Source organism: Laspinema palackyanum D2c, from assembly GCF_025370875.1.
Classification (GTDB): Bacteria; Cyanobacteriota; Cyanobacteriia; order Cyanobacteriales; family Laspinemataceae; genus Laspinema; species Laspinema palackyanum.
In genome coordinates this window covers 373580-388419 of the sequence record NZ_JAMXFD010000001.1, presented here as the reverse complement: position 1 = coordinate 388419, position 14840 = coordinate 373580, and the positions used below count along the sequence as shown (strand labels likewise).

General features: G+C 47.4%; 15 protein-coding genes. 7 read left to right on the top strand and 8 right to left on the bottom strand.

Features of this window, described 5'->3' with window-relative positions:
• Positions 1–260 precede the first annotated feature (260 nt).
• Together pth and NG795_RS01725 are read left to right on the top strand one after the other, a co-directional pair.
• Positions 261–896, top strand: a complete 636-nt coding sequence (gene pth, locus NG795_RS01730) for an aminoacyl-tRNA hydrolase (RefSeq protein WP_261208346.1) — start codon at positions 261–263, stop codon at positions 894–896.
• On the top strand, positions 893–1156 hold the full coding sequence (locus tag NG795_RS01725) for a DUF3146 family protein (RefSeq protein ID WP_015150867.1): 264 nt from the start codon (positions 893–895) through the stop codon (positions 1154–1156). The genes pth and NG795_RS01725 overlap by 4 nt, the downstream gene beginning before the upstream one ends.
• A gap of 30 nt (positions 1157–1186) precedes the next feature.
• Here NG795_RS01725 and NG795_RS01720 read toward each other — a convergent pair whose 3' ends face one another.
• From NG795_RS01720 to ntcA, 3 genes are all read right to left on the bottom strand, one after another.
• Positions 1187–1612, bottom strand: a complete 426-nt coding sequence (locus NG795_RS01720) for a pre-16S rRNA-processing nuclease YqgF (protein ID WP_367286941.1) — start codon at positions 1610–1612, stop codon at positions 1187–1189.
• Positions 1613–1737: 125 nt separating this feature from the next.
• Positions 1738–3495 (bottom strand): DUF3084 family protein, encoded by a 1758-nt coding sequence (locus tag NG795_RS01715; protein ID WP_367287147.1) that lies wholly within the window; start codon positions 3493–3495, stop codon positions 1738–1740.
• 410 nt (positions 3496–3905) lie between these two features.
• Entirely contained in the window at positions 3906–4571 is a 666-nt protein-coding gene (gene ntcA / locus NG795_RS01710; RefSeq protein ID WP_436836017.1) for a global nitrogen regulator NtcA, read from the bottom strand.
• Positions 4572–5053: 482 nt separating this feature from the next.
• Here ntcA and fabI point away from each other — a divergent pair, with 482 nt between their 5' ends.
• The 3 genes from fabI (at position 5054) to NG795_RS01695 (ending at position 9501) form a co-directional block, all read left to right on the top strand.
• Positions 5054–5830 carry an enoyl-ACP reductase FabI gene (gene fabI / locus NG795_RS01705; protein WP_367286939.1) on the top strand — a complete coding sequence of 259 codons (777 nt, stop codon included), beginning with the start codon at positions 5054–5056 and terminating at the stop codon, positions 5828–5830.
• Between the two features lie 194 nt (positions 5831–6024).
• Complete coding sequence (gene hisB, locus NG795_RS01700) at positions 6025–6690, top strand: imidazoleglycerol-phosphate dehydratase HisB (RefSeq protein WP_367286938.1); 666 nt, start codon at positions 6025–6027, stop codon at positions 6688–6690.
• A gap of 504 nt (positions 6691–7194) precedes the next feature.
• The gene (locus NG795_RS01695; protein ID WP_367286937.1) at positions 7195–9501 is read left to right on the top strand and encodes a nitric-oxide reductase large subunit; all 2307 of its coding nucleotides are present in this window, start codon (positions 7195–7197) and stop codon (positions 9499–9501) included.
• 314 nt (positions 9502–9815) lie between these two features.
• On the opposite strand, the gene NG795_RS01690 is transcribed toward NG795_RS01695, so the two are convergent.
• Together NG795_RS01690 and NG795_RS01685 are read right to left on the bottom strand one after the other, a co-directional pair.
• A complete protein-coding gene (locus NG795_RS01690) occupies positions 9816–9974 on the bottom strand; it encodes a hypothetical protein (protein WP_367286936.1) in 159 nt (52 codons plus the stop codon).
• Positions 9975–10233: 259 nt separating this feature from the next.
• On the bottom strand, positions 10234–11097 hold the full coding sequence (locus tag NG795_RS01685) for an SHOCT domain-containing protein (protein ID WP_367286935.1): 864 nt from the start codon (positions 11095–11097) through the stop codon (positions 10234–10236).
• 368 nt (positions 11098–11465) lie between these two features.
• Between NG795_RS01685 and NG795_RS01680 the strand changes: the two genes are divergently transcribed.
• Entirely contained in the window at positions 11466–11615 is a 150-nt protein-coding gene (locus NG795_RS01680; RefSeq protein ID WP_367286934.1) for a hypothetical protein, read from the top strand.
• Between the two features lie 101 nt (positions 11616–11716).
• Positions 11717–12190 carry a helix-turn-helix domain-containing protein gene (locus NG795_RS01675; RefSeq protein WP_367286933.1) on the top strand — a complete coding sequence of 158 codons (474 nt, stop codon included), beginning with the start codon at positions 11717–11719 and terminating at the stop codon, positions 12188–12190.
• Between the two features lie 230 nt (positions 12191–12420).
• Here the strand turns inward: NG795_RS01675 and hisS are convergent, their stop codons facing one another.
• From hisS to pedR, 3 genes are all read right to left on the bottom strand, one after another.
• Positions 12421–13719, bottom strand: coding sequence for a histidine--tRNA ligase (gene hisS / locus NG795_RS01670; protein WP_367286932.1), 1299 nt, complete (start codon positions 13717–13719; stop codon positions 12421–12423).
• A 73-nt stretch (positions 13720–13792) separates the two neighbouring features.
• Positions 13793–14071, bottom strand: coding sequence for an acyltransferase (locus NG795_RS01665; RefSeq protein WP_367286931.1), 279 nt, complete (start codon positions 14069–14071; stop codon positions 13793–13795).
• A gap of 13 nt (positions 14072–14084) precedes the next feature.
• Positions 14085–14414 (bottom strand): photosynthetic electron transport-dependent transcriptional regulator PedR, encoded by a 330-nt coding sequence (gene pedR, locus NG795_RS01660; RefSeq protein WP_367287146.1) that lies wholly within the window; start codon positions 14412–14414, stop codon positions 14085–14087.
• Positions 14415–14840: the final 426 nt, after the last annotated feature.

Here is a 14840-nt window from a genome sequence, read left to right as displayed (position 1 = left end):
ATCTGGACCCAAAAAGCTACCCCGATGGTAGAAACTCAGCTTCTTGTCCCTTGTCATGCTCCATTGCCAATCTTAAAATTATCCCACGAAGGAAGGGGGCGAATCCAGCCCAAGCCCCTACCTTGGCGGGATTCCTCGTTTCATGCCTCCCCCTATCTCCCGCAGGGTGCCATCCCAGTCTAGGTGAGGCGGCATGAACAAATCAGCAACCACCCCGACAATCTCAACCCAAAACCTTAACACCTGACTTCAAAACTGCCATGACAGCAAGCGAGACATCTGTTCCTCTGGTGATTCCTCAACTGATTGTTGGATTGGGAAATCCAGAAGCCAAATACCATGAAACCCGCCATAATATCGGGTTCGCTGCCGTCGATATGCTCGCCCGGTCCTGGCAAATTTCCCTCGCAGAAAACCGCCGTTTTCAGGGGCTATTTGGCGAGGGTCGAGGGCCAAAAGGCAATAAAATTTATCTACTCAAGCCCCTTACCTATATGAATCGGTCCGGACAAGCGATTCGCGCTGTGACGGATTGGTATAAACTGCCCCCCCAATCGGTTCTGACGATTTATGATGATATGGATTTGCCGGTGGGACGGTTGCGGATGCGCCTTTCTGGTTCCGCTGGGGGTCACAATGGCATCAAATCCACGATCGCCCATTTAAGTACCCAGGACTTCCCCCGGTTACGGGTGGGGATCGGCAAACCCGGGGATGGGAAAGCGGAAACCGATACGATTTCTCATGTGTTGGGGAAGTTTACCCCGGATGAGAAACCTGTGGTATCGGAGGTGATGTACTTGGTTCGGGATGCGATCGAACTCAGTCTCAAGGAAGGCTGCGAAAAAGCCATGAGTCTTTACAATAGTCGCAGTGTGGTCGGAACAAAGCCGTGAGTAGGAAGCGAGTCCCTAGAACGACTGCCCATGTTCGAGTGCTGAATCAGTCTTGGCAACGGGGCACCCTAGAAGGGGAAGTCAGTGCCGGAGATTTTAGTTGGAGTTTCCGCTGGTGTTTTCGTGTGGGTAAATTGGCGATCGAACCCTCCCAAGGACGCGCTTTAATTCAAGAACCCTTGGGACGGTTTTTAGAAAAATGCGATTATCAACTCGAACCCGGGGGAGACTATTCTTTCACCATTCGAGCGCAGTTGTAGCGGTGTTGCCTTGGGTTGAGGGATGAATTTTCAACCGGGTAAGGTAGCTAAATATCGCTCAATTAAGAGAATGGCCACGATATCATCGATCGCCCTGGGAGGTTGGCGCATTCCTTGGGGAATTAGTCTTGTCAATCCCCGAGGCGGATACATTTCCCAATAGCGATCGCGCGCCTCTAAGGTGCTGTAGCGCTCATCCACTTGCACAATGGGTAACGGGATAGACAGGGATTCGGTAATATGTTCTTGCCACTTTTTCGAGGTGGTGCGATCGCCAATCACCAGCAGGTCAACCCCAAATTGTTGAAAAAAAGATTCAATCACCGCGATCGCCTCTTCTGCCGGAACCACTTCATGGACCAACAGTTTGCCCCGGCTATTCATCACGGCAATTCCACACTTTAACCGGCCCGGATCGAAGCCCAAAATTACTCGGTCTGTTTGAGGGTTACCCATTGCTTCTTTTCCTTTTAAATTATCCCTATCACTGGAAACTAATCTGGCAATGACTCCAGCTATTATTCCTTGGCCTTAATTCAGATTAACCCTGAACCAAACCGGCAAAAGCTAACCCGATTCCCCTAATCTGTGCGAAACACAACTTTTCCCTGGTGAACCACCGTAAATTCTAAAGTCAGTGGACCCGAGGTATAGGTTGGACCAGCAGAAATTGCTTGAATGATGCCCGGTTCATTATTGTCGGGAAGCTGCTTTATAAATTCCATCAAAGCCGCCAGACGACCATCTCCCACTTGAATCGCATCGGTTAAAATCCCCGATCGCCTTGCTCTAAAGTTCGCTGCTGCTAACAATAAATTCAATTGTTCTTTAATCTCATCTTCACTCATTTCATCGGGGCGAACCGAAGTCGTTGCCACCAGTTCACCTTCGTTGAAAACCACCTGATTAGGTACTGCATCGGCAAACACATTTACCTGCCGTTCCCCTAACAAATAATTGGCAGCGGAGAGAATTCTGACCACATAATCTTGACCATCATCAATCTGACCAATCAGTTGCTCCAGTTCCGTCTCTGTAATCGCGATCGCCCATTCATTCCGTTGAGTTGTTCCCGGACGAATCAAGGCGATCGCCGCCAAATTTGCTTCCGTTAACAATTGCTTCGTCGCTTCGGGAGCAGTTTCTGGGCGCAGGACCCGCAGGACCCCGGAAGCTAACACCTGATTCCGGCGAATGGCAACTGTTCCTTCCCGCAACAGTTGAAAATCCCGTTCCAGACTTTGAACTTCCCCTTGGAGAAATGCTTGTTGAGTGCCTAACTGTTTCAACAAAGTGCGCTGTTCCGAGATTGCCATTTCCTGCTCAGAAATCTGGCGATCGCGCTGGGCGATTTCCTCCTCCTGTAGGGCGATCGCCTGCTGTTGTTGGGCAATCTCCATCTCCTGGCTGGCGATTTCCTCCTCCTGTTCCCGTAACTCCTGTTCCTGAGTTGCGATCGCCTGCTTTTGCTCGGCAATTTCTGCCGCCTGTGCCGCCATTTGCGCCTGTTGCTCGGCTATGTCCCCTTCTTGAACAGCGATTTGCTGCTGCTGTTGCGCCAGTTGGCGAATTTGCTCATCCAGTTGGCTTTTCTGTTCCGTGAGCAACTGCCGTTGCTGTGCTGCTTCCTGCCTTTGCTCCTCAATCTCAGCCTGTTTGAGAGCCAGTTCCCGATCCCGTTGGACAATCGTCGCTCTAACGCGCTCCCCCTGTTCAATCAACTCCTTGCGTTCCAATTGCAGGGTGGCAATATCATCCCGCAACTTCTGCGCCTGTTGGGAGACTTCCTCAAGCTGAGTTTGAGCGCCATCGAATTTCCCTTCAATCACACTCAGCTCGGTTCTAGCTTTCTGAAAATCGGTTTGAATGCCGCTGAGTTGGGTCTGAGTTTGAGTCAGTTCGCCCTGAGTCTGATTCAGTTGAGCCTCAGTCAGCGCTTGTTTTTGGAGCGCCCCTTGCAATGAGCGATCAATCTCATTTAATTGTTGTTGCGCCACCTCCTGCTGTTCTCGGGCTTGGTTGAGTTCAGCTTCCACCTGCTGTTTCTGCGTCACCACTGCCACGAGTTCCTTCTGAGCTTCTCGCAATTCTTTGAGTTTTTCATCCAGTTGAAACACACCGATTCGCAACGATTTACTCGTGGCAAATAGGATACTCAAGGTGGAGGCAGCAATCATTAATCCGGTTACAATGGTGACCACCGTAGCGGTTTGTCGTGGGCGCAAACCAAACAGACTCAACCGGGCCTTACCGACTTTAGTGCCGAGGCGATCGCCCAGGGTGGCGAGCAACCCCCCCAAGACTAAGACAGCCAGTATCAGGACGTATGCGCTCGTCATCACTACTTATTCAACTCCGTCCAGATCTAGCCAAGACAAAAACTTTCGGAGCTAAAACACTCTGCTAGGACCTCCGGCAAAGCTCCGCTCTTTTGCACTATAACAGATCCAAATGCCGATCCTGATAGCAGTATTCTCCCCTTTTTTCGCTGAATGCCTGCATGGACTCAACCTCTCACACCCGATGCCCAGATCATCGGTTCCCGATCCCGAGGCGATCGCCCTTTCTTTCCTTACCCGTCCCCTGATTACCTCGGTTTTGGGACAAACAACTTCAAGCCAAGGGTATCCAGTGACCATCCCCCCAGGGCAGAAAATCAACGGAAGACTGAACTCATTCTCACCCCGATCCCCGATCCCCTGATTTTCTGAACCCTATGCTGTTAAGGTTGACCTTTGTTTTGTTCAAATCAAGTAAATTGCTGACTCAACGCCACCGGGTTATGAACGGTGATTTTCTTTTTATGAATCGAGATCATCTGTTCACAGCGCAGATCCCCGAGTAAACGGGTGACTGTGACGCGAGTTGAGCCAATGGCTTCGGCGATCGCCTGATGGGACAACTTTAAATCAATCGTAATCCCCTCCGCAGTCGGCACCCCAAAATCCCGACACAGAATCAGCAGAAAACTCACCAACCGCGATCCCATATCCCGGTGGGCCAAGGTTTCAATCATCATTTCCGTTTGTAAAATCCGGGAAGATAGGCCGCGCAACATCAACATTGACAACTCAGGATCTTCCTTGAGAGCCTTTTCCACCTGGTCGATCGGGACCGAAAGCAACTCGACTGGGGTAAAGGCAACGGCATGATAAAAGCGGTCCGAACGATGGCCCGTAATCAGGGAGAGTACCCCAAATACACTATTTTCCCGCAGCAGGGCCACGGTAATTTCTTCTCCCGCTTCATAGACTCGGGACAGCTTAACGGCACCTTTGAGTAAAAAATAAACCCGTTCAGCGGGATCCCCAGGGAAAAAGATGGTCTTTCCTCGCTCGTAATTCTCCACCACTGGGGGAAACGATCCACTTCCCATCTGACGGAATACTGCGGCTAGCGGTCTATCTTGGGTCATTACCATATCCGTTCCTTCTAGTTGTCATGTCGTATCTTCTTTTTTGATAACTTGCTAACGGTTTATTGTCATTACCGACCCGCTCTTGTTAGAGTTCTCTGACTTTTGTACTTTACATTACTTAAACGGACGATTCGCGGTTTTTTTGTGCTTGGGGATACAGAATTGCCCCCAGTTGGCTAATCCCTGGATAAAAATCTTCTCATCTGCGATTTCCAAAGAGGGGTCACCTCCTCAGAATTGCGATCGGCGAATCCCCGCGTTTCAGAGTCCCCTGTTGTGATTCAATCAAATTAGGGAACAGACCCAGGACGGTAGACTCGAACGAGTCCATCCTCTGGCCTCATTTCCAGGCTGCAACCGTAGCCGGTCAACTGCCATCAGGGGCGACTCCTCCTGTGGAGAGGACTCTGAGATCCCCCCAGCCTCACCCTGGAGCCCAACCCGTGCTCCTGAGTAATTTTTACTAGAATAAACCCTCCATGCTAGATTTAACAGGAAAAAACGCCTTAGTCACCGGAATTGCTAACAACCGTTCCATCGCTTGGGGTATCGCCCAACAACTCCACAAAGCTGGGGCCAATCTCGGCATCACCTATCTCCCGGATGAAAAGGGCCGTCAAGAAAAAAAAGTCAAAGAATTAGTCGAACCCCTCAACCCCAGTTTGTTCGTCCCCTGCAATGTCCAGGATGACGCCCAAATTCAAGCCACCTTCGACACCATCCGCGAAACTTGGGACAAAATCGACATCCTGATCCACTGCCTCGCCTTTGCCGGTAAAGATGAACTCTCCGGAGACTTTAGCAACACCTCCCGCGAAGGCTTTACCCGCGCCTTGGATATTAGTTCCTACTCCCTGGTTTCCCTCGCTGCTGCCGCCAAACCCCTAATGACCCAAGGCGGCAGCATCGTCACCCTCACCTACCTCGGTGGCGTCCGCGTTATCCCCAATTACAACGTCATGGGGATTGCCAAAGCTGCCTTAGAAATGAATGTCCGCTATCTTGCTGCTGAAATGGGACCCCAAAATGTCCGCGTCAACGGCATCTCTGCCGGTCCCATCCGCACCCTCGCCTCTTCTGCCGTCGGTGGCATCCTAGACATGATCCACCATGTAGAAGAAATGGCCCCTCTGCGCCGGACCGTCACCCAAACTGAAGTCGGCAATACCGCTGCATTCCTCTGTAGCGACTTATCCAGCGGCATCACGGGTCAAATCATCTACGTCGATTCCGGCTACTGCATCATGGGAATGTAATCCCTGAAAAATAGAGAATTTACGGATTAAAACTCTGGCTTCAATTCCCAAAAGCCCCTCTTTTTAAGGGGGGGTTTGGGGAGATCTCTTCTCCATGATTCAAGCCATCTATAATTTTAATTTTTCAAGGTTTCCCCACCGACAAGATAAGATCAAGATTAAGACTATTTTTGCGATCGCCACCCAAGCCAATTATGCAGACAAGTATTAGCCCAACTTCCTCTTCCGAAACTACCCCAAAAGCTGACTCCGAACAAAATTTAGGCCAACTCCCCCGGATGTCCACCGTCCGACGCACCACCGGGGAAACCGATGTTCATGTGACGATTAATCTCGATGGTCAAGGACACTGTACTGCTGCTACAGGTGTACCGTTTCTTGACCATATGTTACATCAAATCGCCTCTCACGGCTTGATTGATCTGGAGGTAAAAGCTACCGGGGATATAGAAATTGACGACCATCATACCAATGAAGATGTGGGGATTACATTAGGTCAAGCCTTGGGTAAAGCCCTGGGCGATCGCAAAGGCATCATCCGGTTTGGTCACTTTGTCGCCCCCCTGGATGAAGCCTTGATTCAAGTTGCCTTAGACTTTTCCGGTCGCCCTCACTTAAGCTATGGCTTAGACATTCCCACCCAACGAGTGGGAACGTATGACACCCAATTAGTCCGGGAATTCTTCGTGGCGATCGTCAATCACGCCCAAATGACCCTACACATCCGCCAACTCGACGGCATTAATTCCCATCACATCATCGAAGCCACCTTCAAAGCCTTCGCCCGCAGTCTCCGCATGGCAACCGAAATCGACCCCCGTCGCGCCACCACCATCCCCAGTTCTAAAGGCGTTCTCTAACCTTGAATGTTCGTAGTAACGCCTTCAGTCGTTTCTTCAGTTCGTAGTAACGACTTCAGTCGTTTCTTCAGTTCGTAGTAACGCCTTCTGTCGTTTCTTCAGTTCGTAGTAACGACTTCAGTCGTTTCTTCAGTTCGTAGTAACGACTTCAGTCGTTTCTTCAGTTCGTAGTAACGACTTCAGTCGTTATCCCCCGTTGCACCAAGCAACGGGGGATTATATCCCACCCCCTAAACTATACAATCATCGGCCTGCATCTCTTCTGCACTTCATACCCAACCCAAATAAAGTATGAATTGATTTTCTCCCTCCGCCCATAAATTCTTACATTTATTGACAGTTTTCTGCAACTTGTCAACACCAAATGGGTAGAAATCATCAAATTCTAGCCCCAAAGTACCTAATCAAAATATAAACTTTTATAAACCTGTCAATTTCCAGTTAAATTCGCTACCATCGAGCTAGTTGAAAATAATCCATCGATAAATTGGGGGAAATATTGCAATGGCAGATTCAACCCTATTAGATGCCAAAGGTGCAATCAGTCCGGTCAGGCGACAACTCACCTTACCCGCCTGGTTAGCCCTGATTTGTATCATTGCCTTTAGTGTATTACTGTGGGCGGGGGCGGTCATTTCCAAAAATGCCCCACCCGTTCCCGACATCGTGCGATCGCCCAATCAAGAAATCCTCGTCACCCAAGCTAACATCCAATCCGGACAGGAAATCTACCTCTCTCGCGGAGGACAAGATATCGGCAGCATCTGGGGACATGGTAGCTACCTCGCCCCGGACTGGACCGCTGATGTCTTACATCGCTGGGGATTAGCCACCGCTGGCATATTATACAACAACAATCCTAGCTTTTCTCAAAAGGATTTAGAAGCATTACCCGCCCCCGAACGCGCCAGTTTGCAAGCGCGAGTCAGTGAACAATTTAAAACCAATCGGTATAGTCCCGAAACCCAAGAACTCCTCTTAACTGACGCTCAAAGTCAAGGACTTAAAGAGGTTTTTAAAGACTATCATGAACTCCTAGCCAAAGGGTCAGCAATTCACTCCATCCCCTCCGGTTGGTTTAAAGATGATAGTCAAATTCACGACGTCACCGCGTTCTTTGCCTGGACCTCTTGGGCAGCATCCGCCAATCGTCCGAATGCACCCTTTTCCTATACCGCAAATTGGCCGCATGATGATTTAATTGGCAACCAACCCCCGGCCCAATTTCTGATATGGTCCATCGTTTCCGTCATCATTTTAATTGCCGGAATGGGAATTTTTCTATTCATCTATTTAAAAGAAGATGACGACGAAGTATTGCCCGTACCCGCCCGTCCCGCCGTGCGAATTCCCACCCCCAGCCAAAAAGTTACCTCGCTATTTTTTGGCGTAGCAATGGCACTGTTTCTCGTACAAATCATGATGGGAATGTTTACTGCCCATTATGCCGTAGAAGGGGAAGGATTTTATGGCATTCCTCTCAACCTCTATCTCCCTTATGCCGCCACCCGAACCTGGCATTTACAACTGGCAATTTTCTGGATTGCCACCTGTTGGTTAGCCGCTGGACTCTATTTTGCACCGCGATTTAGTGGCTATGAACCGAAAGGACAAGCCCTCGGCAATAGCATCTTATTGGGGGCATTAACCGTCGTCGTTGTCGGTTCCCTCATCGGGTCTTGGTCAGCAGTGCAAGGGCTATTCAGTGTCAAAAATAGCTTCTTGTGGGGACATCAAGGCTATGAATATATTGAACTCGGGCGAGTCTGGCAAATCCTGCTGATTGTCGCGATGATATTCTGGCTGTGGTTACTGTATCGCGGATTTAAACCCGCTTTACAAAAGGAAAAAAGCCCGACTGGATTGAGTCACTTTTTCCTGTATAGCGCCATCACCATTCCCCTGTTTTATTCCGTGGGATTGATGTACACTAATCACACGCCCTTGAGTATTGCCGAATATTGGCGATGGTGGGTAATTCATCTTTGGGTTGAAGGATTTTTCGAGGTGTTTGCCACGGTGGTGATTGCCTATTTATGTAGTGAATTAGGCTTTTTACGGCGGTCATCGGCCCTGCGTGCCACCTATTTGACCACCCTGCTTTATTTAGGCAGTGGTGTGATTGGAACCTTGCATCACCTTTACTTTTCTGGAACTCCCTCTTTTATTGCGGCGATCGGGTCCGTCTTTTCCGCCTTAGAAGTCGTACCCCTAACCCTGATAGGCTTTGAAATTTTAAAAACCTTAAAATTGTCCAAAGAAGCCGAAGGATTTTATCGCTGGCCCTTGCGATTTTTCATCGCCACTTGTATCTGGAACCTAATCGGTGCAGGGGTGTTTGGATTCTTGATTAATCCACCGATTGTCCTGTATTATTCCCAAGGAATCAATACCACCCCGATTCATGCTCACGCCGCCTTATTTGGGGTCTATGGCTGCTTGGCGATCGCCCTGATGCTGTTTGCCTTACGCGAGTTCGTCCCGGATGACGCTTGGGACGATCGCTGGATTAAATTCGCATTTTGGGCCATTAATATCGGATTAGTCATGATGCTAATCTTTGGCTTAATACCCAACGGATTCTATCAACTCGCCCAATCCGTAGAATACGGAACCTGGTACGCCCGAAGTGCCGAAGTCATCGGTTCCCCCTGGATGCGATGGACCGTCTGGCTAAGGATACCCGGGGATATTGTGTTCGCCTTGGGAACCGTATCCATGTTTATCTTTACCATGAAGGCCATTTTTGCCATCTTCCAGTTCCCAGTTAAAACCTATCCCCATAAAGAATTTCAACCGATTGAGAAATAATTTTTAGAGGAAGAACCACAGATTACACGGATTAACACAGATAAAATCTCTGGGAAAATCGGTGTAATCTGTGGTTTTTTTACCTCGGTTGAACATCAAGTAATTGTTGGGGAGTGGTGGGTGGTAATTGTTGGCGCAGTTCGCCAGGGTTGGCTACGAGGTCCTAGACAAGGCTACCTAATTTACCAAATCCCGACAATATGTCCTATTTTTTAAAAGCCTAAGTTGTTACAACTCTCGACATAAATTGCGTGAGGATGTAGCATTTTTGCTGTCCGTCTGGTTGAAATTTTTGCTTAAAATTATCACATAACTTAGCAGCCCAATATCATTTTAATTTCTGTGACTATTCCGGAAAGAATAGTTAAAGACATCCCTGTGGTCTGCATATCTGTGGCGATCGCAGCAGCGATCGCCATCAGTGAAGCCCCCGCAAGGATTTGTTGTACCATTATAGTGGCAACAGCCGACATAGCTATAATACCAGCACCACCAAAAAGGAAAACTCCTCCTATTAAAGCGACTATAGCAGCCATTTGTGTGGGGTCAGGACTGGTACAGGTTGAAAGTTGTCCTATGATAACGGGAAGTAGTTCTAAGTGATGAAATAATAGCATTGCCTTAATCTATTCATTTTGGCTCATTTTATTGATGATGCGGGGTAAAGCTGGAGAGATTGCATGACATAGCTTTACCCCCTTATCTTAATTTCCGAGATGGAATCTGCACTTTTTAAGAAAGTAACGCGGCTTTCTTTTTCTCAAATTCTTCTACTGTGATAACTCCAGCATTTTTAGCATTCTCTAATTGCTTAAGTTTTTCAGCAAAAGCAATCTCTTTTTGAATTTGCGATGCTTTGATATCGAACTCCTCTTGATTTAAAATTCCAGAGGCTAAAGCCGCTCGAATTTGAGACAGCTTATTGTCTAATTCTGCATGAGAAGATTGAGAAATTAATTCCGCTTTTTTATTTTCATATTCCTCGGAACTTAAAATTCCCGAATCCAAAGCATTTTTAAGCTTTATCAGTTTCTCATTTAACTCAGTATTTTTGAGATTATCCTGAGCTTTATGTTCAATTTCCTGTTTTTTGGCTTGATAAGCTACTTCATCAATAAAACCCTGGTCGAAAGCATCCTGTAGCTGCTTGAGCTTGTCTTGCATAGATTCTTGCTCTTTTAATAGAGTAAGTTCTCGCTCGGATTTCACTTTGGCTTTAAAAATAATCTGTTCGTCTATAAACTTCCAAATATCCCCTTCTATCTTTTTAGCCCATCCAGTTGCCAAACCGCTCCCAATAATACTTACACCTCCAGTGAGTACCGCAGCTACTCCACCCGCCACTAAGTTGCTTGCCCATTCTCCGGTTCCGAGTTCAACAGAGAAGTCGTTGGGCTGCCCCTCAATCAAAATTGTAAAAGCTCTAGATGCTCCGACTGCTTTTCTCCAGCCTTCTGTTTTCTGAGCCTGTAGATACCAAGACCCTGCAGTTTTATTCCCTTGAACTTCATATCCTTGGTCTGAGAACCAGGATTCGATCTGTTTATTTAAGACATCTAGATCGCAGTTTTTATCTCGATACGTCTTCTTAGTCATAACTTAAGATCCTCATTGATTCACCACGGGGTTTAATTTTTTGTCAATACGAATTGACATAAGCACACAAAATCTAAAGAAAGTCAGGGAAAATTGATAAATCTTGAAGTAGGTATAGCCTTCAACTCACCTTGTTGAGGTCGGGTAATTGGCTTTACTTCCGAATGAAATTTCAAGAAGTTAGTCTGGCTTGGTTATAGGCAGATCAAGATTACTTTCCCGGGTCTTAATCTGGTGTCTATTGTCTGTATTGACTCTCATTGTTACCCTCTTTTAGAGGTTTTCCTCTACTCTAGAATAAGCGGTTTTTAATTAATGCTTTCCTGGTTTACATCAGGAATTTTGCTAGTGTTACATCAGGAATTCAGATGGGCCACCCAATGTTACCGGCTGACGAACAGTTTCCGGATGCAGGAACGCACTGGGACTTAGATGCGCTGTACACCGATTTGGCATCAGCGAGGGGAAAGGGGCCTACCCCAGAAATAGTACAACGGTGCGGAGATGTTTCCTGTTAAGCAGCAATATTTAAGGGCCCGGTGGCGAAGAAGGCTACATTTTCCTGAGTTACATCAGGAATTATGCTAAGATTCCATCAGGAATTCAGAGGAGCCACCAAATGTTACCTACTGACGAACAGTTTATTGAGGCAGGAAAGCACTGGGACTTAGATGCGCTGTACACTGATTTGGCATCAGCGAAGGGGAAGCGACTGACTCCAGTCGAAAAGCTACATCTAAGAGGATTGCTCTGTGGTTGTAGTCCGGGTGAAATAGCACAACGGTTAGGAAAGAATGCCAAGGGTGTGGAAACAGACCTTTGTGCTACTTTGTATCGGTATGTGAAAGGTTTAGTTAGTAAAACTAATGGTAAAGTCGAAAATTGGAGGAATATTACAGAGTGGTTGGAAGAAGCAGGCTATAAAACTAACTCAGGAGAATCCTTCGCTGTCGATAACTTACTGCCGGATAAAAGCATGGTAAATATCACTAATATAAATATTCAAAGTAATCAATTAGTCATTGTTTTAAATTTACGAATCCCAATTTCGGAAAATACCGATAAAGCCTCAGAAATTGACCCTAAGATTTAGGTATTCCCAATCTGAGAAGCAGGTTTTATAAATAAGATAATCTTGGATTAATCAATCCTTGATTTTTGGATATCTTAGGATTTCATAATGAATTCCCTTCATATTCAGAATGCCATTCACTTAATAAACCACAGATTACACAGATTAACACAGATAAAATCTCTGTGTAATCTGTGTAATCTGTTAGTTTTAACAGATAGAAGAGAACGACTGAAGTCGTTACTACGAACTTATGGCAATTGTTGGGGATGGGTGGTTTGTAATTGTTGGCGGAGTTCGTCGGGGTTGGCTAAGAGGTCGGATTGAGATATTGCTTTCTGTTCTCCGGTTGCTAACCATTTGATTTGGACAGTTTGATTCTGGGCTTCTTCATCCCCTAAAATTAAGCAGGCAGCGGCACCAGACCGATCGCCTCGTTTGAACTGTTTGCCAAAGGCACTGCCGCTTAAATCCACTTCGGCGCTAAATCCGGCATGACGCAGTTTTTGGGCTAAGACTAAGGCATTCTCTTCCGCCTGTTCCCCCCGGGAAACCACATAAAAATCTAAGGGACTTTGGGGAAGGGTATCCAGTTCTTGCAGTAGAATAATTAACCGTTCTAAGCCGATCGCCCAACCCACAGCCGGAGTTTCCGGTCCCCCCAATTGGCTGACCAAATTATCATATCGTCCCCCGCCACAGACGGTTGCTTGTGCCCCTAAATCATCGGAAATGATTTCAAAAGCCGTGTGACTATAATAATCTAATCCCCTTACCAAGCGATGATTCAATTGATAGGGAATTCCTAATTGGGTTAACAGGTTCTGGACGCGCTCAAAGTGCCGTTTTGATTCGTCGCAGAGATAGTCTCCCAGCTTCGGCGCATCTTGGACAATTTCTCCAGTCCGTTTGTCTTTACTATCTAAAATTCGCAGGGGATTACGGGTGAGTCGGTCCTGGGAATCTGGGTCTAATTCGGCTTGATAAGGGGTGAGATAGGCAATTAAAGCCTCTCGATAGCGTTGTCTGTCTTCGCTATTCCCAACGGAATTGAGGTCCAGGTGCAGGTTTTTCAGTCCCAAGGTTTGCAGGATATCCGTGGCGATCGCGATCGCCTCCACATCGGCACGAGGGTCCGCACTGCCGAGAACTTCCACCCCGATTTGATGAAATTGGCGCTGCCGTCCCGCCTGGGGTCGTTCATAGCGGAACATCGGTCCGGTGTACCACAACCGCTGCACCCCCCCGGAGGCGTGCAGTTTCTGCTCAATATAGGCACGAACCACTCCGGCAGTGCCTTCGGGACGCAGGGTCATGGAGTAGGGTTTTTTTCCCCGACTCTGGAAACTGTACATTTCCTTACCCACGACATCCGTCGCTTCCCCAATTCCCCGTTCAAATAGGGATGTCAGTTCAAAGATTGGCGTCCGAATTTCTCGATAGCTGGCTTTGCCGAGGATTTCTCGGACAACGGCTTCTACTTTTTGCCAATAACCTACCTCTGCTGGCAGGATGTCTCGGGTTCCTCGTAATGCTTGAATTGCGCCCATTGCTTCGTTTTCGATTGCTGCTATTTCCCAGATAAAATCAACCCGTGTTGGTGATTCTATGACCCAAAATATCCTAGGAATTCCGACGATGGCGATCGCGGTAATATCCTAGGATTTGTTCCACCCGTTGAGGTGCGATCGGTTCCGCATCCGGTCCATACTGGATTGATAGTCCAGCGATTTGGCTGTCAAAATAATTAAACACTGCGGCAGTTTGGGGAATCAGTTCAACTTCTACCCCTTGAACCTGCCGCAGATGCGCTGCCAATTCTCGATACACCGTTAATGGCAATCCTGGGATTTCATATTGCACCGAATTGTCTTCGGTTCCCTGAGTTTTTAACTCTTCCATCTTTAATGACTGCTTACCCTAGGTCCTCAATCTCTGGACTGTCTTCAATACGTTCATAAACAGGTTGTGGTTCCGGTTCTTCGTCGCTTAATTGCGGTAAGGTACAGCAATTCACATCATCGATGCACACCTTACCCGACTGTAAGGCCCATCTGACTAATGCCACGCGGTTCGCGGTTTTGGTTTTGTTCAGAATATTGCTGATATGGTTATCCACCGTCCTCTTGCTAATTTCTAGCGATTCTGCTATATCCTGATTGGTCAAACCAGATGCTACCAGTTCAATGACCTGTAGCTCTCGCTCCGAAAGGGTTACATGGGTCTGAGAGTCCCCGCCAGTCATAAGCATTTCCTATCTCTGTATATCTACCTATATTGTACTGATTCTATCGGAAATCTGTCTCAAATCTCATGGATTTTACGCTTAATTTGTCTTTTAGTCATCTGGAGGCAGGTGGGAGGTGGGGGAGGTGGGGGAGATGGGGGAGATGTTCAACATCCCGACTTCAGGCGTTATCCCCAGTTCGTAGTAACGCCTTCAGGCGTTATCCCTCCATCCTCCCCATCCTCCCCATCATCCCCATCCTCCCCCACCTCCCCATCCTCCCCATCCCTAAAGTATGGGAAGCTATTTAGACTCCGGGATTGTCAACCCATGAATTATCCCAAAAATTGTCCTAAAATCACCTAAACCATGACTCCAAAAATCAAAAATTTCATCCAGCATCAATTCCCGCAATTCATATCCCAAAAATTCCCGCAATTCATA